The organism is Vibrio sp. 2132-1, assembly GCF_033344315.1.
In genome coordinates this window covers 76,666-101,050 of the sequence record NZ_JAWPON010000013.1, presented here as the reverse complement: position 1 = coordinate 101,050, position 24,385 = coordinate 76,666, and the positions used below count along the sequence as shown (strand labels likewise).

Sequence of the window (24,385 nt, the reverse complement as noted above, 5' to 3'; positions counted from 1 at the left end):
GTTTTCGGCGTGTTTCCTATCCTGTAAGTGCGTTGTAAGTGTTCCTTTTGTAACACGTGCTCTAAATAGTAAGAAACCCGCTATCTTGGCGGGTTTATTTTTCTCTTCAAAACATCAACGTGGCGTTTCGAGAGCAATATTTTTATATTTCGACAGCGCTCTAATTATTTGGCTTGGCCTTCAAGAGGCACGACGCTACTCGCGTGACAGCCTTTGGGACCTTTTTCAATCTCGTAAGAGACTTGTTGGCCTGCTTTCAGTGTACGATAACCGTCCATCTGGATAGTTGAGTAGTGGGCAAAGATATCTCCCTCTTCTTCATCTGAACAAATAAACCCAAATCCTTTGGCATTGTTAAACCACTTTACTGTACCTGTAGCCATGCTTTACATCCCTCATGCATTTTTTACTGATGTTGTTACTGCAACCAAGTTATACCTTTAACTTGGTACTACCATTGTCAGCGAATGCCAACAAACGTCAAATCAATGATAAGTCACATTCATCAAAAAACCACTTAAAGAAGAGAGGTTTCAAAATGATGATTTATGCATCGACACTTTCCACTGTAGTCAATGAATTTCGACAGTCAATAGCAGTGAGCAACAAACAGAAACATAATTGAAAACAAATCACTTTTGAGATTAACAAATTTGCAAACAGTTTTTCGTATATACGCAGAAGTTTAGTCAATTTGCCTATGAAGTGGCTCATACTTAAAAAGCCATACTGTCCGTGTTGCTTATGGGAGAAGAATCCTCTAACTGAATAAAAAATGAAGTTTTCGTGATAATTACCGTATTCTCAATGAGGAAGTGTGATCCAGATAGAAGATGATGGGGTGGTTTGCAATAGTCCGAAAGCAATAAATAGAAAGTTCTTTTATAAGAAAAAATGTGTAACTTATCGACAAGCATCTTTTATTTGCGCCGTATCAAGACGTGCATTAGTCTCTATATTAGGTAGCAACTTTTATCGATCAAAGATCGAATTCGGTGCCATAACTCACTACACCGCGCTGCACGCTTGTGGTAGATTGTTTTTATAGGTCGAAAACATCAACCCTTTGATACGATATCTTTAGATTGCCATGAGTAAAAATTTTGAATGGGTCACTCCGGACTCTGATCTTCTGGAGCGAGAAAGTACGAAAGTCCAGCCACCTAAGCTGTACAATGTCGTACTCAATAATGATGACTATACACCTATGGATTTCGTCATAGAGGTGCTTGAGCGATTTTTCTCACATGATATTGATAAAGCAACTCAAATCATGCTTCAGGTCCACTATGAAGGAAAGGCAATCTGCGGCACATACAGCGCAGAAATTGCCGAAACAAAAGTAGCGCAAGTTACGATGTACGCAAGGGAAAATGAACATCCGCTACTTTGCACTATGGAGCAAGCGTAAACAAAGAAGACTTGCTCGAACAACCCCAGTTGTTTTTTCGGGAGGTACTTATGCTAAATAAAGAACTAGAGTCAAGCCTTAACGGTGCATTTGCTCGGGCGCGCGACAAACGCCACGAGTTTATGACTGTCGAACACCTCCTACTTGCATTGTTGGAAAATGATGCAGCTAAGGAAGCCCTTCTAGCTTGTAAGGCGGATCTTGACGCTTTACGCAACGAACTCGATATTTTCATCGATCAAACTACGCCTCTTATCCCAGATAGTGATGAGACGCGTGAAACGCAGCCGACTTTGAGTTTTCAACGTGTACTACAACGCGCCGTCTTTCATGTACAGTCGTCTGGTCGTAATGAAGTAACAGGCGCCAACGTGCTTGTTGCTATCTTCAGTGAGCAAGAGTCGCATGCCGCTTACCTACTGAAGAAAAATGACATCTCCCGATTAGATATTGTTAATTTCATCTCCCACGGTATTACTAAAGCATCAGGTGCAGGTGAGGATTCATCATCAGACTCGTTTAGCTCAGAAAGTGTTGAAGAGCCTAATTCTGAAGAACGCCTAGAAAGCTTTGCGACGAATCTTAATCAAGTCGCTAAAGATGGAAACATCGACCCACTCATTGGACGTGATAAAGAGTTAGAGCGCACTATTCAGGTACTTTGTCGACGCCGCAAGAATAATCCCCTACTAGTGGGTGAGGCAGGGGTTGGTAAAACAGCCATTGCGGAAGGTCTTGCATGGAGAATTGTTGAAGGGCAGGTCCCTGAGGTCATTCAAAACAGCGTGATTTATTCACTAGATATTGGCTCTTTGCTCGCTGGTACCAAATATCGCGGTGATTTTGAAAAGCGCTTCAAGGCGATTTTGAAACAACTTGAAAAAGAAGAAGATGCCATTTTGTTCATCGATGAAATACATACCATCATCGGTGCAGGCGCGGCATCTGGTGGTCAAGTCGATGCAGCAAATCTTATTAAGCCTCTTTTAAGTAGTGGTAAGTTGCGTTGTATTGGTTCGACGACATACCAAGAATACAGCAACATTTTCGAGAAAGAGCGTGCGCTGTCTCGCCGTTTCCAAAAGATAGACGTTGTAGAGCCCTCATTGGATGATACAACTAAAATCTTGATGGGCTTGAAGCCGAAGTACGAAGCTCACCATGAAGTACGTTATACCAATAAAGCACTGCGTGCCGCGGTAGAACTGTCGGCTAAATACATTAATGAACGCCATCTACCAGATAAGGCCATTGATGTCATTGATGAAGCTGGTGCTCGTAGTCGTCTTGCTCCTGCAAGCCGTCGTAAAAAAACGGTCGGAGTGGCTGATATCGAATCAATGGTTGCCAAAATGGCGCGAATTCCAGAGAAGTCGGTTTCTTCTTCAGATAAAGACATTTTGAAAAACTTAGATAGCAAAATGAAGATGTTGGTATTCGGTCAAGATAATGCGATTGATGCATTATCCGAGGCGATCAAGCTGACACGTGCAGGTTTAGGTGTAGACAACAAACCTGTTGGTTCATTCTTGTTTGCAGGCCCAACAGGGGTTGGTAAAACAGAGGTGACGGTGCAGTTATCTAAGCTTCTAGGTATCGAGCTACTTCGTTTTGATATGTCTGAGTATGGTGAGCGTCACTCCGTAAGTCGCTTAATTGGTGCGCCTCCTGGTTATGTCGGTTATGACCAAGGTGGTTTGCTAACTGATGCTGTTATTAAGCACCCACATTCAGTCGTATTACTTGATGAGATTGAAAAAGCGCACCCTGATATCTTTAACCTGTTGTTGCAAGTCATGGATAACGGTACGCTAACGGACAACAATGGTCGCAAAGCAGACTTCCGTAATGTCATTCTTGTTATGACAACTAACGCAGGAGTGGCGGAAACCGAGAAGAAATCAATTGGTTTGATTCAACAAGACAACAGTCATGATGCAATGGCGGAAATTAAGAAGGTGTTTACTCCTGAGTTCCGTAACCGTCTTGATAACATCATCTGGTTTAACAGCCTTGATGAAAGCGTTATCCATCAAGTGGTTGATAAGTTCATTGTTGAACTGCAAGTGCAACTTGATGCGAGAGGCGTTTCAATGGAAGTATCGCAAGACGCTCGCCATTGGTTAGCACATAAAGGTTATGACAAAGCTATGGGGGCTCGCCCAATGGGGCGTGTTATCCAAGAACAGCTTAAGAAGCCTTTGGCTAACGAACTGTTGTTTGGATCTTTAGTTGACGGCGGTACAGTGAAGGTAACGCTGGTCAACGATACGCTTGAGTTTGAATACTTAAGTGAGACAGAGACAGCGATGCATTAATCGTTAGTCGGTAACAAACGCAAAAGCGTACGAGAAGATCGTACGCTTTTTTTTATCTGAACTAAATCGGAAAAAATTGTGCAATAAAAAACGGAGCAGCTTGCTCCGTTTTTTATTGCATCCGAAAATCAGAGATTAACGAGCGCGGAAGACGATGCGGCCTTTTGACAGGTCGTATGGAGTCATCTCTACAGTTACTTTGTCACCCGTTAGGATACGGATGTAGTTCTTACGCATCTTGCCAGAGATGTGAGCAGTCACAACGTGACCGTTTTCAAGTTCAACACGGAACATAGTGTTTGGTAGAGTGTCAAGGACAGTGCCTTGCATCTCGATTACGTCTTCTTTAGCCATTTAATCCTCTTTAGAAATTAGGCAATATTAGCGGGCTATATTCTGCCGCTAAATAGTAATTATGTAAAGTTGAGGCGTATTCTACCCTCGCCAACGCTGATTTACTAGCCTTTGGTGGCGTTGAAAGCGTGTTTTGTAGCTCATTGCTGGGCACTCATCAATCTGATATCCCAAATATAGCCACTGTTGTTTGTTTTCTTGGCAGTATTTAATTTGATAAAGCACTGCTAACGTGCCAAGAGATAACTCGTAGTCAGGGTCAAAAAAAGTATAAAAAGCACTCGAGCATTGTGGCATCAAATCTGTCACTGCAATGGCGAGCAATTGATCTGATTCATCGTAAATGTGTAAAAACGACGTTGTCAGCCAGCTGGTTTGAGCAAATCGAGCAAACTCATCACGCTTTGGTGGGTACATAGTGCCGTTTCTATGCCGTTTGCAGATGTACCGACTGTAAAGCTCAAACCATTCCTCATCCATTTCAGGTTTCATTTCCCAGCGTAAAGACTGTGCTTTATTAAGCAGCCTCTTCTGACTTTTTGATAATCTAACGTCTGGAATCGAGACTCGAATTGGCTGGCAAGCGGTGCAATGCTCGCAATGCGGTTTATATATGGTATCTCCGCTACGACGAAAACCGTTAGCCATGAGCAACTGGTAATTTTCTTCAGTATGCAGCCTTTCATCAAGCGCCACCGCAACCCGCTCTTGCCGTTCAGGCAAATAACTACAAGGGTGATTATTCGTCAACCCTATTCGAATATGTTGTATATCCGTACTCATACTGAATCCTGCAAAACTTGGGGCTGATAGGCATCAAATAGTGTTTGCTTTTCTCTTAAAGATAGTAGTTTTTGCATAAATTCGTCACGCTCAAGTTCAAATGCGCCAAGTGATGCCAAGTGAGAATTCATAACTTGGCAATCGATTAATTGACCTTGCTTTGACGCCAAATGGTTGCATAAGTACCACAATGCAATTTTGGATGCGTTATCTTTTAGGCTAAACATCGACTCCCCGCAAAAAAGTTGGCCCACGCAAATGCCATATAGTCCGCCAATCAGGTTGTTGTCATGCCATACTTCTACAGAGTGACAGTGACCAAGTTTGGCTAACTCAATGTAGGAAGTTTGCATTTCCTCGTTGAGCCATGTTTCCTCTGCAGGGCGTGTTGAAGAACATAGTCTAATCACTTCTTCTGTCGCGAAATTGAGTGTTACTTTATAGTTATGTTTACGCTGAAACTTTTTGAGACTTTTAGATGGCTTAAACTGCAATGGGTCAAACACGGCGCGCGGAGAAGGGCTCCACCATAAAATAGGTTCACCAGGACCATACCAAGGGAAAATGCCTTGATAGTAACCATTGAGGATTCTCATGGGGTTTAAGTCACCACCAAAAGCCAGCAAACCATTGGGGTCGCTGAGTGCTTTATAGGGTGAGGGGAAGTTGAACGTTTCATCGAGTTCAGTTAAATAAATAGCCATAAGAAGTCGTTACCAACATTGGAGTCAGAGGAGTTTATGATGACCTGGTTAAGAAATATCGTAAAAGTATGGCTTGGGATCATACTGTTTTTACCACTTGTCGCCAACGCAGCCTATGAAAGAAATGTTGCCAAGCCAGTTAATGAAGTAGTTTACGGGAAGATTGACTCTGTCCGTTATATTACTCAACAAGAGGTTGTTCAATCGAAAAGTAACGGTTGGAAGACACTACTTGGTGCCACTATCGGTGGTTTAGTCGGTAATCAATTTGGTGGCGGTACGGGAAGAGAAGTCGCGACGGCAGTGGGTGCGCTTGCAGGTGCCGCAGTTGCTCAAAACCAAAGTAATTACCAATACACGGTTGAATATAAGTTAGTTGAGCTACTCATCAAAGTGAAGGGTGATAAGCTAATTAATGTCATCCAAGATGTTGATAAAAATATGTTATTTAGTCGAGGGGATGAAGTTCGTATTTTATATTTTGATGATGGAGTCAGGGTTGATATCACTTATTAACCCTAGGTTGTTTTAGCCTAACGAAGCCTAATCAAGCATGTACAGTCGGGCTGGCTTATTGTCAAATCAAGTCGAAATAGTTTGCTGTTTCGCCGTGCTTCTTTCGCTCTTATTTACATCGCTGGCAATGCCTTTAATTCTGTATCTTTAGGCTGCTTGAGGATATTCATAAATTAGCGCCGATTTACTCTGGTTTTGTCGTGTTTTTTTGGGTAGTCTGAATTCACGAAGAATTGTTTAGCCCTCATAAAAAATCGTATGTTGAGGGCACAAAGGATTATCAACTTTTAATGGAAAGCCTAACGTTACAACCTATCAATAAAATTCAAGGGGAAGTGAACCTTCCTGGCTCTAAAAGCGTTTCTAATCGAGCTCTTTTACTTGCTGCTCTTGCTAAAGGCAGAACTCGCCTTACTAATCTCCTCGACAGTGATGATATTCGCCATATGCTGAATGCGCTGACTAAACTAGGCGTTCAATACCAACTTTCCGAAGATAAAACAGAATGTCTCGTTGACGGCCTTGGGCGCCCGTTTTCTGTCTCAGAGCCGGTAGAGTTATTTCTCGGCAATGCTGGCACTGCGATGCGACCATTAGCTGCGGCTCTTTGTCTTGGAGAAGGGGAGTATGTACTGACGGGCGAACCTCGTATGAAAGAGCGTCCAATTGGTCACCTTGTCACGGCACTGAAAGATGCTGGTGCGAACGTTGAGTACATGGAAAACGAGAACTTTCCGCCTCTCAAAATAATTGGTACTGGCCTAAAAGCAGGTACAGTTTCTATCGATGGGTCCATTTCAAGTCAGTTCTTGACCGCTTTCTTAATGTCTGCGCCATTGGCTGAAGGTGAAATTCGCATCAACATCGAAGGCGATTTGGTTTCTAAGCCTTATATCGATATCACCCTGCATATCATGAAGCAGTTTGGAGTCGATGTGATCAACAACGACTATCAAGAGTTTGTGATCCCAGCCGGTCAGCAATACATCGCTCCAGGCGATTTCTTGGTTGAAGGTGACGCGTCTTCTGCTTCTTACTTCTTGGCGGCGGCAGCCATCAAAGGCGGAGAAGTTAAAGTCACGGGTATCGGTAAAAACAGCATTCAAGGTGATATTCAATTTGCTGATGCGCTTGAAAAAATGGGTGCAGAAATTGAATGGGGTGATGACTACGTAATTTCACGTGTTGGTCAATTAAAAGGCATTGATATGGATTACAACCATATCCCTGATGCTGCAATGACCATCGCGACAACAGCGCTATTTGCCGAAGGCACTACCGCTATTCGTAACGTTTATAACTGGCGTGTAAAAGAAACAGACCGTTTGTCAGCTATGGCGACTGAGTTACGTAAAGTTGGTGCGGAAGTGGAAGAAGGGGAAGACTACATCATCGTCAAACCTGTCTCTCAGTTAAAGCATGCTGCGATTGATACTTACGATGATCATCGAATGGCGATGTGTTTTTCGCTGGTGGCACTTAGTGATACGCCTGTGACGATTAACGATCCAAAGTGTACGTCGAAAACGTTCCCTGACTACTTCGACAAACTTAAGGCTTTAAGCTGCTAAATATTCTGACCTGAAACCGGAAAGCCAGAGTGAATAACACTCTGGCTTTTTTGTTTCCCAATACTATTTAACCAGCGTAAATTCCTTAGAAAGGTGATGCGCTAAGTATTTAAACATATTGAATACTGCAGTCGTATTTGAAGTTGGTAAACCTTTGTCATCAAGGAAGTATTCACCTTTAAAAACTAAAACACCTTCTTTTTCTTCTACGCTTGTTGCTCGCATTCCCTCGATGTAATCATCGTGCTCTTGGATGATTTGGTTAGCGATCAAAAGAAGGTCGAACTCTTCGATAAACGTTCTATCAGACATATTCTTTCTACCATTCTATTCAGTTAAGAGCGCTGAGTATACCTACAACTAAAATGGGTTTGCATGATTAATTCAGTCAATCGTTCAGTAAGACTAAACAGATCAATTTTTAGAGTATAAGCATGATGCGGAGGAAGATGGCAGAACATTGAACCAAACTATTTTGTGATGGGTAACAAAATTTATTGCATTGGATTAGCGGATGCTAAGTTTGCCTGTTTAGATATGCCGCTCAATACCTTTCAGAACCCTGTCTCTTTGAAGTATAAAGACGATGAATTGTCAACCAATCGGATCTGAATTTCAAAAAAGCAGTTGATCTTCTTTTCATCTCGCACAATAGTAAAAAAAGAAGCAATGAAATAGAACATTATGCGGGTGGCCTTTAAACAAGGTTTCTACCCGCATTATTATGAAGGACGTTAGAGTCAGTTATGGGTAAATCACTCGTTATAGTGGAGTCACCAGCCAAGGCAAAGACGATAAATAAGTACCTTGGTAAAGACTTTATTGTTAAGTCTAGTGTTGGTCATGTGCGTGATCTGCCTACGGCCGGTCAAAGCACTGGTGAGAAAAAAGCCGCAGCCATCTCAACTAAAGGGATGAGTCCGGAAGAGAAAGCGCGCGTTAAAAAAGAGAAAGACCGCAAAGCGTTGATCAAAAAAATGGGGATTAACCCATATCATGACTGGGAAGCGAATTACCAAATCCTTCCAGGCAAAGAAAAAGTTGTCAACGAACTACAAAAACTCGCCAAAGACGCAGATTGCGTTTATCTCGCAACCGATTTGGACCGCGAAGGGGAAGCAATCGCATGGCACCTTCGTGAGATCATCGGTGGCGATGAAGAGCGATACAAACGTGTAGTTTTTAACGAAATTACGAAAAACGCGATCCAACAAGCTTTCCAGACACCTGGCGAGCTGAACATGGATGGTGTAAATGCCCAACAAGCACGTCGCTTCATGGACCGTGTCGTTGGTTTTATGGTTTCACCTTTACTTTGGAAAAAAGTGGCTCGTGGCTTATCTGCTGGTCGAGTGCAGTCTGTTGCGGTGAAATTGTTAGTTGAGCGTGAGCGTGAGATTAACGCGTTTGTACCAGAAGAATTCTGGGACATTCATGCGAATACGAAAACGAAAGACAAAGCGGACTTTAAACTGCTTGTTGCGCAGAAAGACGGTTCTGCGTTTAAGCCAGTTAATGAGGCAGAAACCAAAGCAGCGATGTCTGTACTTGAGAATGCAAGTTACGAAGTATGTAAGCGTGAAGACCGTCCTACAAAGAGCAAGCCTTCAGCACCTTACATCACCTCTACGCTTCAACAGGCAGCGAGTACACGTCTGGGCTACGGCGTGAAAAAGACCATGATGCTAGCTCAGCGCCTCTATGAGGCCGGTTACATCACTTACATGCGTACTGACTCGACTAACCTAAGTGCCGAGGCTGTGGACGCTGTACGTGACTTTATTGGTTCTGAGTTTGGTGATAAGTACCTGCCAGCGAAACCATTGGCGTACGGTAGCAAAGAAGGGGCACAGGAAGCGCACGAAGCGATCCGTCCTTCAAATGTGGGTGTTAAGGCGGAAGACCTGCAAGGTGTCGATGCTGATGCGCACAAACTTTATGCTTTGATTTGGAATCAGTTTGTAGCGTGTCAAATGACGCCAGCAGAATACGATTCAACAACCATCAGCGTAAAAGCGGCAGAATACACGCTTAAAGCGAAAGGTCGTATCCTTAAATTTGACGGCTGGACTCGTGTACAGCGTCCAATGGGCAAAAACGAGGATACAATCCTTCCAGCGGTACAACTTGGCGATAAGCTAAGCTTAGAGTCACTTGACCCTAAACAGCACTTTACAAAGCCACCTGCGCGCTACACTGAAGCAGCACTGGTTAAAGAGCTGGAGAAACGAGGCATTGGTCGTCCGTCGACTTACGCATCGATCATTTCTACGATTCAAGATCGTGGCTATGTGAAAGTTGATCAGCGCCGTTTCTACGCTGAAAAAATGGGTGAAATTGTTACTGACCGCCTTGATGACAGCTTTAACGATTTGATGAACTACGACTTTACTGCGCGTATGGAACAGAAATTGGACCAAATCGCTGAAGGTGAAGTGAACTGGAAAGCTGTGTTAGACAACTTCTTTGCTGATTTTACTGGCGATCTTGAAAAAGCGGAGCTGGATGAGTCAGAAGGCGGTATGAAGTTAAACCACATCGTCATGACGGATATCGAGTGTCCGACGTGTAGCCGTCCAATGGGCATCCGTACTGCTTCGACAGGTGTGTTCTTAGGCTGTTCAGGTTACGCGTTACCACCAAAAGAGCGTTGTAAGACAACCATCAACTTGGGTGACGAAGAAGGTATTATTAACGTTCTAGAAGAAGACGTTGAAACCGCAGCTCTTCGTGCTAAAAAGCGTTGTCCGATCTGTGAAACAGCGATGGACGCATACCTGATTGATGACAAGCGTAAGATGCATGTTTGTGGTAATAACCCGAATTGTGAAGGCTACCTTGTTGAATACGGCGAGTTCAAAGTAAAAGGCTACGATGGTCCAGTTGTTGAGTGTGACAAATGTGGCTCTGATATGGTGCTTAAGAACGGTCGCTTTGGTAAATACATGGATTGTACGAGCGAAACGTGTAAGAACACTCGTAAGATTCTTAAGAATGGCGAAGTCGCGCCACCGAAAGAAGATCCTGTTCATTTCCCCGAGTTGCCATGTGAAAACTCAGATGCGTATTTCGTACTTCGTGATGGTGCTTCAGGTCTATTTATGGCGGCAAGCAACTTCCCGAAATCGCGCGAGACACGTGCTCCTTTGGTTGCTGAACTGGCACGTTTTGAAGAGCGTTTACCTGAGAAGTTCAAATACCTAGCGACCGCACCGCAAGAAGATCCTGATGGTCGTCCTGCAGTCGTACGCTTTAGTCGCAAAACAAAAGAGAACTACGTTCGTTCGGAAGAGAATGGCAAACCATCTGGTTGGACAGCGCTCTTTGTTGACGGTAAGTGGGAAGTCACTGATAAGCGTAAAAAAGCGAAAGCATAAAAACGTACGATCTAAGTAATGTAAAAAGGCAGCGATATCGCTGCCTTTTTTGCGTTTTGTTTTGCGTAAAGGCCACTGTGTTGTTCGTATAGATCTTTGCTGCTTTGACTGAGTTTTGCTGACGCGAGAAGATCCCAGCATCAATATTTCGTAGTCGCTGATGTATTTTTTATGTAAAAAATATTCGTTGTAACTTTCATTTTGCATTCACATATTTGTTATACATTGGGCTAAAAAATCGGTGGTGTAGTGAATCCGTTCGTAAATTGTTTTCACAATGTAATCGTTTGCTTTTCCATGTGTGATCTAGATATCGTCTTGAGTACGCAAGAGCTGTATGGTACACAGAATGGCGTATTAAAAATTGTAATTTAGAACCCGCTTAGATAATTTATTACAAAAATTAGTGCAACTGTGTGCATTGTTTGCGTCAAAAAATAAGGAAAGAGTGGACGTTGCATACTGGAAGTGCCGTAGCTTTTTTATCCGTGTTGTAAGAGTTCACAGAAACTCAGAGACGGTTGCTAAATGTATTCGCTTGACTCCCCGAGTATGACTCATTCAAGCGAGTACCAAATCCAAGCTATAACGATATGGAGAACAACAAATGGCTGGTGTTTTGGGAATGATTCTTGCTGGCGGTGAAGGCTCTCGTTTGAGACCTTTAACGGAATCTCGCAGTAAACCTTCGGTACCGTTTGGTGGTAGTTATCGATTGATCGATTTTGCTCTAAACAATTTTGTTAATGCGGATCTGATGCGCATTTACGTCCTAACCCAATTTAAATCTCAATCTTTATTCCATCACTTAAAAAAGGGGTGGAACATCAACGGCATTACAGACCGCTTTATCGATCCTATTCCCGCTCAAATGCGTACTGGTAAACGTTGGTACGAAGGGACGGCGGACGCGATCTATCAAAACCTGCGTTTTATGGAATTAGAGGAACCAGAGCAAGTTTGTATTTTTGGCTCTGACCATATCTATAAGATGGATATCAAACAAATGCTGAACTTCCACTCAGAAAAGCAGGCTTCTCTGACGGTATCTGCATTGCGCATGCCACTAAAAGAGGCGTCGCAATTTGGGGTTATCGAAGTGGATAGTGAAGGTCGTATGATTGGCTTTGAAGAAAAACCAGCAAATCCGAAATCGATTCCTGGGGACCCTGATTACGCTTTAGTTTCAATGGGTAACTATGTTTTTGAAGCTCAGGTACTGTTCTCAGAGTTGGTCGAAGATGCGGATAATGAAGCTTCATCACATGATTTTGGAAAGGACATCATTCCAAAGATGTTCCCTAGAGGTGATGTGTTCGTGTATGACTTCAGTACCAACAAAATCAGTGGCGAAAAAGAAGAGGTGTACTGGCGTGATGTCGGAACTATTGATGCGTACTGGCAAGCGCATATGGATCTGCTAGAAAAAGATGCTCCATTTTCGCTGTACAACCGTAAATGGCCATTGCACACCTACTACCCACCATTGCCACCTGCGACATTTACCGACTCTGATAATGGTCGTGTGCAGATAATCGATAGTTTAGTGTGTAATGGCAGCTATGTTAGAGGCTCAAGAATCGAAAAGTCGGTGCTTGGTTTTCGCAGTAATATTGCTTCTGCTTGCGATATCAGCGAATGTATACTTCTTGGTGACGTAAAAATTGGCGAAGGCTGTGTTTTACGTCGTGTGATTGTCGACAAGGATGCCGATATTGCTCCTGGTACTCAGATTGGTGTGAATCTTCAAGAAGATAAAAAACACTTCCACGTGTCTGAGGAGGGCATTGTTGTTATTCCGAAAGGAGCTCGAGTTGGCTACTAACAACTTATCTATTCTGTTTGTAGCTTCTGAGGTTGAAGGCCTCATTAAAAGTGGTGGCTTGGCAGATGTTGCCAAGGCACTACCGGAAGCCCTTCAAAACCTACAGCAAGACGTAAGAATTACCATCCCTGCGTACAGCAGTATTGATAAACTCGCAGACGCAGAAGTTGTATTAGAAACAGAATTAACATCATGGCCGCATACGGAGTATCGAGTTTTGCGGCTCATGTTAGGTCAAAATCCTGTTTACCTGATTGATTGTCCGCCGTATTTCAATCGACCATCAATGTATGCGGAGAACAACCAAGCGTATACTGATAACGGCGAGCGCTTTGCGTTTTTTAGTGCAGCATGTCTCGATATGTTACCCAAGCTCGCCTTTCAACCTAATATCATACACGCGAACGATTGGCACACAGGTCTTGTTCCATTTTTGCTCAAGCACAGGTATGGCAATGATCCGTTTTTTGCTCATACTAAAAGCGTCATTTCAATTCACAATGCGGTCTTTAAAGGCGTATTTAGTTATGAAGACGTGCAGTGTTTGCCAGAGTTTCATTGTAGAAACGTTCCCGATGCTGCGGTGAGTGCAACGCATATTACGATGCTTAAAGCTGGTGTAATGAATGCAGATAAGATAAACGCGGTTAGCCCTACGTACGCAGAGGAACTAAAAACAGAGCTTGGCAGTCACGGCATGGCTTGGGAGTTTCAGCAACGTGCGCAGGACTTAGTCGGCATCTTGAATGGTTGTGATTACAGCGCTTGGAATCCGGAAACGGATACCTACTTGCCGGTTAATTACTGCGCCGACCAGAAAAGTATGTCGCAAGGGAAGAAAGCTTGTAAAAAAGCATTACAACAAAGACTAAATTTGCCCGAAAAAGATGTAGCTATGTTCGGTATGGTTTGTCGGTTGACCCAGCAGAAAGGCGTTCATTACTTGTTGCCTGCTTTGGCCGATTTTTTGAAGCACGATGTTCAGCTAGTTGTCGTTGGGACCGGAGACCCTGTTCTTGCCGCTCAGTTACGAGAGGTTGCCGCGCAGTTTTCTAGCCAATTTGCCTTTGTAGAAGCGTATGACAATGAACTTGCGCATATCGTTGAAGCGGGTTCTGATTTCTTCTTGATGCCTTCTGAGTTTGAACCATGTGGCTTAAACCAAATCTATAGTATGGCTTATGGGACATTACCGATAGTACGCGGTGTTGGTGGCTTGAAGGACAGCGTTAGCGATTATGATGTAAACCCATCTGAAGCAACGGGGTTTGTTTTTTTCGAACCGACACCGCAGGCATTGTTGTTAACGATGCTAAGGGCACTGTTGCTCTACGCTCAAAACGAGCCTGAAGTGAATAAAGTACAGTTGCACGCGATGCAACAAGACTTTTGTTGGCAAAAGGCCGCAGAATCTTATTTGCAGCTTTACCACTCAGCGTTAGTTTGACTTAAAATTGTAACGAAAGGCACCGAATGAGGTGCCTTTATTATCTTGAGTAAGGGGAGTGTGGTAGGATGGCTTTTTACTCAATAGCACGATCTTTTTGATACTCAATATGACCCAGCCGCTACTTTTTCATAAAACCTATTTGCACCCTACTAGTAATGAGTGGGTTGTATTTGTGCACGGTGCTGGTGGTAGCTCTTCTATCTGGTTCAAGCAAATTAAAGCTTACAAGCAACACTTTAACTTATTGCTGATCGATTTAAGAGGTCATGGAAAGTCAAATCAGTTACTTAAAGAGCTCATTGCTAGCCGTTATACCTTTACGGAAGTTACCCAAGATATTTTGAAAGTATTGGACCATTTAAAGATCCAATCCGCTCATTTTGTCGGTATGTCGCTTGGTACTATTATTGTTCGAAACCTTGCTGAATTGTCATCAGAGCGCGTACGTTCGATGGTGCTCGGCGGTGCTGTCACAAGGCTTAACACTCGTTCTCAGATATTGGTGAAATTAGGTAATTTTTGTAAGCATATCCTACCGTACATGTGGCTCTACAAACTGTTCGCTTATATTGTTATGCCTCAAAGAAGCCAACGAGAATCTCGCCACCTTTTTATTCGCGAAGCCAAGAAGCTTTGCCAAAAAGAATTTAAACGTTGGTTTATTCTTGCCGCTGATGTAAATCCGTTAATGAAATATTTTAAAGATCGAGAGTTACCCATTCCGACTCTTTACTTAATGGGCGACAGGGATTACATGTTTATTAAACCTGTCAAAGAAATGGTTGCAGCACATAAGCTCAGCATTCTACGAGAAATCCCGAATTGTGGTCATGTATGCAATGTAGAGCGTCCAGAAGACTTCAATCAACACTCCATCGAGTTTATTAAACAGCAAGCTGTATGTGCTTAAAACTGAGTGCATCCACTGAATAGGAGAGCCGCTATAGCTCTCCTAGTTGATATCCACATTGCCAACATGCACCAAATTGCCCTTCGTTTATTTCATGACATTTTGGGCATTGCCAATCTTGATACTCATGCCTATCGGATTGTTTTCGATATGCTTTTACTATTTCTTCAGCTTTCATCTTTTGTGCAGTGTCAAAAAGCCACACATAAGGATCGGTATCATCACCAAACGGCAGTTCTCCTTTTAAGCCGAAAATACCTTCTCCACGAACTTCACAGTAAATTTGTTCCACTTTAAGCAGCTCACATACAATGTGTGCTTCTGCTGGGTTTTTAGCGATAAATATTTTCATCAAAATACCCACTTCACCAATTACGAGTTTTGCTGACTTGGTGTCGGCCTTACTTTATTCATAACCCATTTAGTGATGATTGGAAATAGTCCCAATAGCGCAAAAGACGCTAATACTGCGGGTGAAACAATGCCCGATAGGCTTTCAATTGTTGCTAATTGAGTACCTGCATTCAGATATACGGCTGTGCCTGGCAGCATACCTATTTGGCTAGTGAGATAAAATCTACCTACAGACATCGGCGTTAAGCCCATCAGTAAGTTGATTAGAAAGAAAGGGAATACAGGGATTAGACGCAAGGAAAATAGATAAAAAGCTCCGTCTTTTTCGACACCTTGATTAATTGCGTTGAGTTTATTTCCGAATTTGTTTTGTACCCAGTCACGCAATAAGTATCGGCTGCTCAAGAAGGCCAGTGTTGCCCCCATAGTGCTAGCGAAAGAAACCAGTAGCAAGCTTGTCCAAAAACCAAATAAGGCTGCACCAAGTAAGGTGACTACTGCCGCTCCTGGGATAGAAAAAGCGGTAATTGCAATGTAGGTAAAAAAGTAAATCGCAGCCGAGAATACAAAATTCTGATCGATGTATGTAGTTAGTGCTTCTTGTTGGGCTTTTGCATTCTCTAAGGTTAAATACTGGCCAAAGTTAATACCTAAAAAGACGATAGCCGCTAGTAGGATGAGACCTAATATCAGTTTCTTATTCATAATTTTGATTCCAATTTGGGATATATGTAATAAGACAGTAGGAAAACCGAAAAAATTTCACAAAAAAACCGCAGATTAGACTGCGGTTTTACAAGATAGTTTTTAGGCCGACTTTTATTGGAGGCCGTTCATCAACTCATCTCGGCGAGCTTGAGGTACCACACTCCAATGAGTGCCGTTGATAGCCCCTTCTAGTGCCCATAGCAACTCAATGTTGACGGTTGCAGAGTGCGTATCTCTTATCGCTTTATAGGCGTTAAGCGCACCTTCCTCTTCAAGCTTCTCTACGGATTCGATGCCGGCTTTTTTTAGCATGCGCTCGGTAGCCAGTCGTAAGTTAGGCAAATCTTTCAAACGGTTAGGCTTTGTACTTGCTTGCTGTTCTTTCTCAAGCTTTGCCTTTTTCAATGATTGATTCGCTACTTCGATTAAGCGTTCGCTTGATTCCCATAAATCGCTGGAAATAGCGTAGTACTTTGTAACGACTGGAAAGCCACGTTTTTTATAAACGTAAGGCTTTAGCCCTTGTTTCTCGAAGTCAGATGAAGTTTTTTGGTCTGCTCTGATATGAAGCTGATTGTTTACCACTAGTGCAAACATTGTTTCATCAGCGAATAGTCCGAAGCCACCAAACATTGAGCGCGACTTGATATTACCAAGTGCCTCAAATAGCTTCATAGAGTCTTTGAGTATCGGTTTATCCATGTTTTGTTATCTCGGTGTAATTAATATTACGCCACCAAAAGTCAGGTCCGAGAGAGTAGCAAACATGCGTAAAAACAATGTCATTACAGAGTAAAGTCATTGCTTACACACTTGCCATCGGTAACCCCGCTACCTTCCATATCGTAATATGGTTCAGGCCGGAGGCTTTGCGTCCCACTCTTTCGAATGGTTTGCCCTGTGCGTGACACAATGAGCATACTTCTTATATTGAATTAACATCACGGTTTAGCGTTAAAAGTGTGATTTCGGTTCAATAAAAATGATAGATTGAATGCTCTATTTTGCATATGGAAAGGTGCAAATTGGCCTTTGAAAAGGAGTTCTTAATATATATTACATTTATATAAAACAGGGAGTTAACGTTAGTCAATTGTTATTAGAGTGGTGTGAAGTATTAGAGAATGCTTAATTTTTCCAAAAAAATAAGCGCCCCTGTAGAGCGCTTATTTAACACGGTTAAATACAGTGAAATTTAGTTCATTTTTTTCACAGTATTTCGAATTACAAGCTCAGGTTGCATCTCGAAAATTCGTTTTTCGTGTTCTTTATCTTTGATACGCTCAAGTAGAATTTCGAATGCATTTTTACCAACACGACGTTTAGGTTGGTGGATAGTCGTTAGCGGTGGAGAGAAGTATTCCGCAAGCTCGATGTTGTCGTAGCCGATCACTGAAATATCTTCAGGAATTTTGATCCCGTTTTGTTGCAAGCGGCTCATTAGGCCTAGAGCCATTGTGTCGTTAAAACAGAATACCGCCGTCGGGCGCTTGTCCATTGCGGTAATTTTATCTGCAACTAATACGGCCGTATCACATTCAAAGTTACCTTCAAGGATCCAGTCTTCATTTACAGCTAGGTTCGCTTCGCTCATTGCGCGACGGAAACCTGCAATGCGCTCTTGGCAAGCAAGCTTTTCAAAATGACCGCTTAGACAAGCGATATCCGTATGACCATTGTCAATCAGATGTTTGGTTGCAATGTAGCCACCTTCTTCTGAGTTATCCATGATCTTGTCTGCTTGTGAGCTCTCTGGGCCCCAATCCATGACCACTTTAGGAATGTCCGCATGACGGTCAAGCATCTCTTTTAGTTCTTCGGTTAAGTCAGAACACATCACTAGGATGCCATCAACGCGCTTTTCAGCCAGCATACGAATGTAATCGCGTTGTTTTTCGTAAATCCCGCCTGTGTTACATAAAATCAGAGTATAGCCTTGGCGGTAACAGTAGCTCTCAACGCCATCAATCACTTCTGAGAAAAATAGGTTAGTTGATTGAGTTACTAACATGCCAATCGTACGAGTTGAGTTGCATTTTAGGCTGCGTGCAACGGCACTTGGCGCGTAATTCAGCTCGTCAACGGCTTTCATTACTTTTTCTTGCGTTGCTTCTGCAACGAAACGCGTTTTATTGATAACGTGCGAAACTGTCGTAGTGGAAACGCCGGCTAAGCGAGCAACGTCTTTTATCGTGGCCATAAATGGTGTCCTGTATCGAGCTACTGAAATATGTCGTATTGGATGTACCTGATGCTCTAATGGTTTCACACCTAGCAATATAAAATTGGCGCTAAGTGTCTCGGCAGCGGTTGATCCAAGTGCGACAAAAGGGTACGTAGCAGCATCGGTCGATGAATTTTATCTTTTTTCTATCTGATGAGAAATTGCCATCAACCTGTTAAGAAAACACAAAAACCGCTATATTTCAGCGGTTTACATATAAATCATATTTAATCGTTTGCGCTCACATTTTAGCCCTATGTGAACTGACTAGCAATGTTTTCAGCAAGAGATTTGTGTATTTGAAGTCACATTTTGACTGCTAAATAACCAAGCGTCTTTGCGCTAAGTTAAGGCAAACGAATATTATACCCAAGTTACTTACAATTGGTCACTTTCAGGCATACAGGAAGCCCGATAGGCAGGCTCCCTAAAAATAGGCGGCAATTATTCACCAAGAAGGTAGGCGCTGTCTAGTTTACAAAATGCAACTAATAGTTTCGCGACACTCGAGTAAAATCCAAATTCGTCGAATTGTTTACATTTGTCTGAAAACTGAGGTAACCAAGACATCAATTGTTGCTGGATAAAGTCGTTTTGTTTAACGAAGGCTTCTTCCATGTGTTTTTCTTGTTCAAGCTCGTTTGAGCGGATAATCATGTTCCCGAGAAAGTCGAGCTCAACGGCTAAGTGATCCGCAGGTTCCTTTAGGTTTTCGTCTACTTGAACGCCAAATTCAGCCATCAACTTTTCCATTTCCTCAGCTGGCTTGTCATTCAGTAAACCTGATTCACCAATGTACATGGATGCGTAAGGAAGAGCGCCGTATTTTTCTGTCTTCAAAAACAGTTCACAAAAGTCAGCTGCAAGCTCTAGTTGTGCATCTTCACGATCTTGTAACCGATTCAGCGCATCAACTAGGCTATCAACGGCTGGTTTTAGCGACTCATTTTCACCTAAACCTGCGAGAAAACTGCGAATTTCAACACTGTGATAGGCTTCCAATTCTTTCTCTGTTAGTTCTTTTGCGAACAAGCTCGAAAACCACCAGTAAATTTCAGCGCGTTTTTCATTAAAAGCTTTCACTTCTTGCATTTTGGGCTCCTGAATGATGCTTCAAGTCATGCATCACAAAGTCAATTAGGGATATCCCCTAAGTGTAATCAATTAAAATGAATAGCAGTAACTATAATTGTTATGTTTTATGGTCAAAAATGACCGTTTATTAATAGCAATGGGCAAGCTTGTTTTGAATCAATAAAAACGCTAAATCTTGCGTTTTAATGTATCTATGACTAGAAATGTTACTAGTTATGAATAGAATACGTCTTGGATAATAAGAAGACAGAAAAGTGGTGTAAATGAGCTATCACGTATTAGTCGTAGAAGATGATGTTGTAACTCGTAGTAAGCTTGCGGGATATTTCCAAAATGAGGGCTACCAAGTCAGCGAAGCAGAGAGTGGCGCAGAAATGCGTGAAGTTTTGCAAGCGGGCGATGTAGACCTGATCATGCTGGATATTAACCTGCCTGGTGAAGACGGCCTGATGCTTACTCGTGAGTTACGTAGCCAATCGGATATTGGTATCATATTAGTAACAGGACGCACGGATAGCATTGATAAAATCGTAGGCCTAGAAATGGGTGCTGACGATTATGTGACAAAACCTTTTGAACTGAGAGAGCTGTTAGTTCGCGTTAAAAACTTGCTGTGGCGTATTTCAGCAGCGCGCAGTGGCAGCTCGAAAGCGAATGAAACCAGTGAAGAGCACATTGTGCGCTTTGGGGAGTGGACATTCGACATTCAACGTCGCGCACTTAGCCGCAACGGTGAGCCAGTAAAACTAACTAAAGCAGAGTATGAACTTTTGGTGGCATTATCGTCTTATCCTAACCAGGTGTTAAGTCGTGAGCGTATTTTGAACATGATCAGCCATCGAGTGGATGCGCCGAATGACCGCACCATTGATGTTCTTATTCGACGTATGCGCGCAAAAATGGAGTTCGATCCTAAGAACCCACAGATTTTTGTAACGGTACACGGCGAAGGCTATATGTTTGCTGGTGACTAGTTGGAACATAACTCAATCGTAAAAAGAAAAAGGAGAGCTTCGGCTCTCCTTTTTTGTGGCTTCAAGATAATACTAGTTTGCTTCAACCATTGGTGTTTGGCCGACAGTATCACGCAACCTTTGCCAAATACTGCCCAAGTACTCATGCCAATAAAGCTCTGTTTGTTCTAAGTAACGCGCTTTAGGTGAGTATTTATCCCAAGGTTGACTTATCTCGCTAATAGCTAAGAAGTTGGTCGGGGCTGGGATTGGTTTAATGCCTGCTGCGTTGAACTCATACAATGCACGGCTCATGTGACTCGCAGAAGTGACTAACACAATCTCCTTTTGTTGAACGAATGCAGCCGCTTGACGCGCCTCTTCCCACGTATCTTTCGCATCTTCTAATAAAATGATATCGGATTTCGCGACTCCCAACGCAAGGGCAACGTTCGCCATCATTCGCGCGTGGCTAATTTCAGATCCGCCAGCATAGCCGGATAAGATTAATTTCGCGCCTGGATACATTCTTAAAATACGAATGCCCTCAGTTAAGCGCATTAATGCTGCACGGCTTAACTGCGAGGTGGGTGGAATTTCGTCATCGATAACATGACCATTCCCTAAAACCATCACGTAGTCGATGGTGCCAGAAACTGGCAAAAAGGCTTTATGCTCTCGCTCTAACGGCATAAGAAGCTTGGTTGAAACAGGTTGGAAGGCAACAAGAAAAATGCCAACAAAAGAGAATAGAACAACGAAGCAGCCAGTTTTACGTTTTGTAGTAAAACTAATGAGAGCAAGACCCAACAAGCCTATCAGCAGCAATGCCGGAAGGGGCATAAGCATGGCTGACACTACTTTTTTCAGCTCAAACATACATAAATAGTCCGAAAAAACATCAATTGATAATAAAAATGAGGGTATCCCTCTTTATTCCTGCTTTCCTTGTGCCAGAATAGCGGCACAATCCGTTATGATAACTCAGCAGAAGTGACAGAAGACCGCAATTTCGACGATATCGCCCACAAATTTGCAAAAAATATTTACGGCTCCGATAAAGGGGAGATCCGCCAAATCATTGTGTGGGAAGATTTTCTACAGATTCTAAGTGAATTAGATGCTGACCAGCAACCCCTAGAAGTGTTGGACGCTGGTGGTGGTTTGGCACAAATGTCGCAAAAGCTTGCTAAGCTCGGACATCGAATCGCTTTATGTGATCTATCTTCGGAAATGCTGCAGTTGGCTAAGCAGGATATTGAAAAAAACGGTTTGCTTGAGCAGTATCGCCTGATTCATTCGCCTGTCCAATCCATCGGTGAACATATGGATGGACAGGTCGATCTGGTTATGTTCCACGCTGTGATGGAGTGGCTGGTTGATCCTAAGGCCGCACTTGAAACAGTTCTTGAACAAGTAAAACCGGGAGGTATCGCATCAGTCATGTTCTACAACCACCACGGTTTAGTCTATAAAAACGTGGTTTGTGGCAACATTCCTCATATATTAGACGGCATGCCTCACCGAAAAAGATTTAAACTACAGCCGCAAAAAGGCTTAAAACCTGAAGAAGTCTACCAGTGGATAGAAAATTCAGGTTTTAATATTTGTGGCAAATCTGGTATTCGCTCATTTAGTGATTACATAGGCAATATGGAATACATGGGTGATTACGAGTTTGAAGATGTGTTGGCGCTAGAAAAACAACTTTGTCGACAAGAGCCATACCTCTCATTAGGCCGCTACATTCATGTGTGGGCTAAAAAGAACGATAAACAGGAATAACAATGAGTGAGATGACTCTCAATGCTGCAGAGCAACCAATCGATGAGCTGGTTGGCTGGGTTAAGCAGCACGATTTCTCGTTGAACCTGACCACAGAGCGATTGGCATTTTTGATAGCCATTGCCGTACTGAGTAATGAAAGGTTCGATGAAGAACTGGGTGAAGGTGAACTGCATGATGCATTTGCCATCGTCACTCGACTATTTGATGAGACCGGCGAAGCCTCCGCTTTTCGTGCGAACAATGCGATCAACGAGATGGTTAAGCAGCGTCTTATGAGCCGTTTTGTCAGTGAGATTACTGACGGAGCGAGCATTTACCGCTTGTCGCCATTAGCGATAGGAATAACCGACTACTACGTGCGTCATCGTGAGTTCTCAAAACTGCGTCTATCTATCCAGCTATCCATGGTAGCGGATGAAATGGCGAAAGCGATTGAGGCAGCACAAAAAGGTGGCACACCGGGTCACTGGAAGAAAAACGTATACGGTGTTTTAAAATATTCTGTAGGCGAAATCTTCGATCAAATTGACCTCAACCAACGTGTTATGGATGAGCAGCAACAGTCAGTGAAACAACAGATTGCTGACCTGCTTAACAAAGACTGGCGCGAAGCGATCAACAACTGTGAAGCACTTCTGTCAGAAACATCAAGCACGTTGCGTGAACTTCAAGATACGCTGCAAGCCGCCAGTGATGAACTGCAAACTCAGATCCTCGATATTCAAGAAATTGTTTACGGTGACCCTGAGCTGGAGTTTATCGAAGAAGCCTTGTTTGGTCTGCAAATGAAGCTGGACCGAATCACAAGCTGGGGCCAGCAAGCGATCGACCTTTGGATTGGTTACGACCGACACGTGCACAAGTTTATTCGTACTGCAATCGATATGGATAAGAACCGTGCGTTTAGCTCGCGTCTGCGTCAATCTGTCAAAGATTACTTCGATGCGCCTTGGTATCTGACTTATGCAGATGCGGAGAGGCTTTCTGACCTTCGTGATGAGGCCCTAGTACTGCGTGATGACGAGGTAACGGGTCAAGTTCCGATGGAAGTAGAATACGAAGAGTTTCAACAAGTCAATGATGAGCTGTCTGAACGAATTGGTGACATGCTAAAAGCGCATAAAGATCAAGGCACACCAATCGACTTGAGTGTGGTACTGCGAGATTACCTTGCACAGCACCCTTACACTCATCATTTTGATTTAGCTCGCATTATCGTCGATCAAGCTGTACGTCTAGGGTATTCAGAATCGGATTACCAAGCGATTCAACCAGACTGGAAAGCAATCAACGAATTTGGGGCAAAGGTACAAGCGAATGTCATCGACCGATACTAATGAATACATGTCAGAGAATCTGGCAAAAGCAATTTCTAACCCTCTGTTCCCAGCGCTAGACAGCATGCTTCGAGCAGGGCGTCATATCTCAAGTGAAGATCTAGACAATCACGCGTTGTTGTCGGATTTCGAACTTGAGCTTTCTTCTTTCTACCAACGCTACAACACCGAATTGGTGAAAGCGCCAGAAGGTTTCTTCTACCTTCGTCCTCGTTCAACGTCTCTGATTGGCCGTAGTGTTCTTTCTGAACTGGATATGCTGGTGGGGAAGGTACTGTGTTTCCTTTACCTAAGCCCAGAGCGTCTTGCGCACGAAGGCATCTTTACTAACCAAGAGCTGTACGACGAACTGCTTGCTCTAGCAGACGAAAACAAGCTGATGAAGCTAGTGACGAACCGTGCGACTGGTTCTGACCTTGATAAAGAAAAGCTGTTTGAAAAAGTACGTACGTCACTTCGTCGTTTGCGTCGCCTAGGCATGATCATCAACATCGGTGAAACCGGTAAATTCAGCATCAGTGAAGCGGTATTCCGCTTTGGTGCCGATGTACGTATTGGCGATGACATGCGTGAAGCGCAGCTGCGTCTAATCCGTGATGGTGAAGCAGTAGTGCACACCAAAGAGCCAAGCCAAGGCAGCTTATTGTCTGAAGAAGATCAAGACGACCAAGCCCAAGAAGAAACAACAGAAGAGGGTGAAGCATGAG

The 24,385-nt window shown here is 43.2% G+C and carries 23 protein-coding genes and 1 riboswitch; of the genes, 12 read left to right on the top strand and 11 right to left on the bottom strand.

Annotated elements, in window-relative coordinates:
- Positions 1-164: 164 nt before the first annotated feature.
- A complete protein-coding gene (gene cspD / locus R8N47_RS15810) occupies positions 165-383 on the bottom strand; it encodes a cold shock domain-containing protein CspD (RefSeq protein WP_005378407.1) in 219 nt (72 codons plus the stop codon).
- Positions 384-1,090: 707 nt separating this feature from the next.
- Between cspD and clpS the strand changes: the two genes are divergently transcribed.
- Together clpS and clpA are read left to right on the top strand one after the other, a co-directional pair.
- A complete protein-coding gene (gene clpS, locus R8N47_RS15805) occupies positions 1,091-1,411 on the top strand; it encodes an ATP-dependent Clp protease adapter ClpS (protein ID WP_005378419.1) in 321 nt (106 codons plus the stop codon).
- A gap of 50 nt (positions 1,412-1,461) precedes the next feature.
- Entirely contained in the window at positions 1,462-3,729 is a 2,268-nt protein-coding gene (gene clpA, locus R8N47_RS15800; RefSeq protein WP_064353744.1) for an ATP-dependent Clp protease ATP-binding subunit ClpA, read from the top strand.
- A gap of 135 nt (positions 3,730-3,864) precedes the next feature.
- Here clpA and infA read toward each other — a convergent pair whose 3' ends face one another.
- From infA to aat, 3 genes are all read right to left on the bottom strand, one after another.
- Complete coding sequence (gene infA, locus R8N47_RS15795; protein WP_001040192.1) at positions 3,865-4,083, bottom strand: translation initiation factor IF-1; 219 nt, start codon at positions 4,081-4,083, stop codon at positions 3,865-3,867.
- Between the two features lie 81 nt (positions 4,084-4,164).
- Positions 4,165-4,866, bottom strand: coding sequence for an arginyltransferase (locus R8N47_RS15790; protein WP_047100846.1), 702 nt, complete (start codon positions 4,864-4,866; stop codon positions 4,165-4,167).
- Positions 4,863-5,570, bottom strand: coding sequence for a leucyl/phenylalanyl-tRNA--protein transferase (gene aat / locus R8N47_RS15785; protein ID WP_005378347.1), 708 nt, complete (start codon positions 5,568-5,570; stop codon positions 4,863-4,865). Before aat ends, R8N47_RS15790 begins: the two co-directional genes overlap by 4 nt.
- A 39-nt stretch (positions 5,571-5,609) precedes the next feature.
- On the opposite strand from aat, the gene R8N47_RS15780 reads away from it, so the two are divergent.
- Together R8N47_RS15780 and aroA are read left to right on the top strand one after the other, a co-directional pair.
- Entirely contained in the window at positions 5,610-6,086 is a 477-nt protein-coding gene (locus R8N47_RS15780) for a glycine zipper 2TM domain-containing protein (protein ID WP_005378348.1), read from the top strand.
- A gap of 290 nt (positions 6,087-6,376) precedes the next feature.
- Entirely contained in the window at positions 6,377-7,657 is a 1,281-nt protein-coding gene (gene aroA, locus R8N47_RS15775) for a 3-phosphoshikimate 1-carboxyvinyltransferase (RefSeq protein WP_017634728.1), read from the top strand.
- A 63-nt stretch (positions 7,658-7,720) separates the two neighbouring features.
- Here aroA and R8N47_RS15770 read toward each other — a convergent pair whose 3' ends face one another.
- Positions 7,721-7,969: a YciN family protein gene (locus R8N47_RS15770; protein WP_005387884.1), complete on the bottom strand. Its 249-nt coding sequence runs from the start codon at positions 7,967-7,969 to the stop codon at positions 7,721-7,723.
- Positions 7,970-8,403: 434 nt separating this feature from the next.
- Here R8N47_RS15770 and topA point away from each other — a divergent pair, with 434 nt between their 5' ends.
- The 4 genes from topA (at position 8,404) to R8N47_RS15750 (ending at position 15,219) form a co-directional block, all read left to right on the top strand.
- Entirely contained in the window at positions 8,404-11,034 is a 2,631-nt protein-coding gene (topA, locus tag R8N47_RS15765) for a type I DNA topoisomerase (protein ID WP_054576377.1), read from the top strand.
- A gap of 607 nt (positions 11,035-11,641) precedes the next feature.
- Positions 11,642-12,859 carry a glucose-1-phosphate adenylyltransferase gene (gene glgC, locus R8N47_RS15760; protein ID WP_017634726.1) on the top strand — a complete coding sequence of 406 codons (1,218 nt, stop codon included), beginning with the start codon at positions 11,642-11,644 and terminating at the stop codon, positions 12,857-12,859.
- On the top strand, positions 12,849-14,306 hold the full coding sequence (glgA, locus tag R8N47_RS15755) for a glycogen synthase GlgA (protein WP_064353745.1): 1,458 nt from the start codon (positions 12,849-12,851) through the stop codon (positions 14,304-14,306). Before glgC ends, glgA begins: the two co-directional genes overlap by 11 nt.
- A gap of 109 nt (positions 14,307-14,415) precedes the next feature.
- Positions 14,416-15,219: an alpha/beta fold hydrolase gene (locus tag R8N47_RS15750; RefSeq protein ID WP_017820032.1), complete on the top strand. Its 804-nt coding sequence runs from the start codon at positions 14,416-14,418 to the stop codon at positions 15,217-15,219.
- Positions 15,220-15,250: 31 nt separating this feature from the next.
- Here R8N47_RS15750 and R8N47_RS15745 read toward each other — a convergent pair whose 3' ends face one another.
- From R8N47_RS15745 to torD, 5 genes are all read right to left on the bottom strand, one after another.
- On the bottom strand, positions 15,251-15,571 hold the full coding sequence (locus tag R8N47_RS15745; protein ID WP_017820033.1) for a DUF2007 domain-containing protein: 321 nt from the start codon (positions 15,569-15,571) through the stop codon (positions 15,251-15,253).
- Between the two features lie 20 nt (positions 15,572-15,591).
- Positions 15,592-16,278, bottom strand: coding sequence for a TVP38/TMEM64 family protein (locus R8N47_RS15740; protein WP_005378366.1), 687 nt, complete (start codon positions 16,276-16,278; stop codon positions 15,592-15,594).
- A 114-nt stretch (positions 16,279-16,392) separates the two neighbouring features.
- Positions 16,393-16,983 carry a TfoX/Sxy family DNA transformation protein gene (locus tag R8N47_RS15735; protein ID WP_005378367.1) on the bottom strand — a complete coding sequence of 197 codons (591 nt, stop codon included), beginning with the start codon at positions 16,981-16,983 and terminating at the stop codon, positions 16,393-16,395.
- A gap of 116 nt (positions 16,984-17,099) precedes the next feature.
- Positions 17,100-17,189, bottom strand: a riboswitch (cyclic di-GMP riboswitch).
- A gap of 287 nt (positions 17,190-17,476) precedes the next feature.
- Positions 17,477-18,481 (bottom strand): HTH-type transcriptional repressor PurR, encoded by a 1,005-nt coding sequence (gene purR, locus R8N47_RS15730; RefSeq protein WP_005378368.1) that lies wholly within the window; start codon positions 18,479-18,481, stop codon positions 17,477-17,479.
- 468 nt (positions 18,482-18,949) lie between these two features.
- Entirely contained in the window at positions 18,950-19,597 is a 648-nt protein-coding gene (gene torD, locus R8N47_RS15725; RefSeq protein WP_017820035.1) for a molecular chaperone TorD, read from the bottom strand.
- A gap of 266 nt (positions 19,598-19,863) precedes the next feature.
- On the opposite strand from torD, the gene torR reads away from it, so the two are divergent.
- Positions 19,864-20,574, top strand: coding sequence for a two-component system response regulator TorR (torR, locus tag R8N47_RS15720; RefSeq protein WP_005378370.1), 711 nt, complete (start codon positions 19,864-19,866; stop codon positions 20,572-20,574).
- 72 nt (positions 20,575-20,646) lie between these two features.
- Here the strand turns inward: torR and elyC are convergent, their stop codons facing one another.
- Positions 20,647-21,432, bottom strand: a complete 786-nt coding sequence (gene elyC, locus R8N47_RS15715) for an envelope biogenesis factor ElyC (RefSeq protein ID WP_005387893.1) — start codon at positions 21,430-21,432, stop codon at positions 20,647-20,649.
- Between the two features lie 114 nt (positions 21,433-21,546).
- On the opposite strand from elyC, the gene cmoM reads away from it, so the two are divergent.
- From cmoM to mukE, 3 genes are read left to right on the top strand one after another with little or no spacing between them, the layout of a single operon-like run.
- Positions 21,547-22,338, top strand: a complete 792-nt coding sequence (cmoM, locus tag R8N47_RS15710) for a tRNA uridine 5-oxyacetic acid(34) methyltransferase CmoM (protein ID WP_025766915.1) — start codon at positions 21,547-21,549, stop codon at positions 22,336-22,338.
- A gap of 2 nt (positions 22,339-22,340) precedes the next feature.
- Positions 22,341-23,678 (top strand): chromosome partition protein MukF, encoded by a 1,338-nt coding sequence (gene mukF, locus R8N47_RS15705; protein WP_017634722.1) that lies wholly within the window; start codon positions 22,341-22,343, stop codon positions 23,676-23,678.
- Positions 23,659-24,384 (top strand): chromosome partition protein MukE, encoded by a 726-nt coding sequence (gene mukE, locus R8N47_RS15700; RefSeq protein WP_005378379.1) that lies wholly within the window; start codon positions 23,659-23,661, stop codon positions 24,382-24,384. The genes mukF and mukE overlap by 20 nt, the downstream gene beginning before the upstream one ends.
- Position 24,385: the final 1 nt, after the last annotated feature.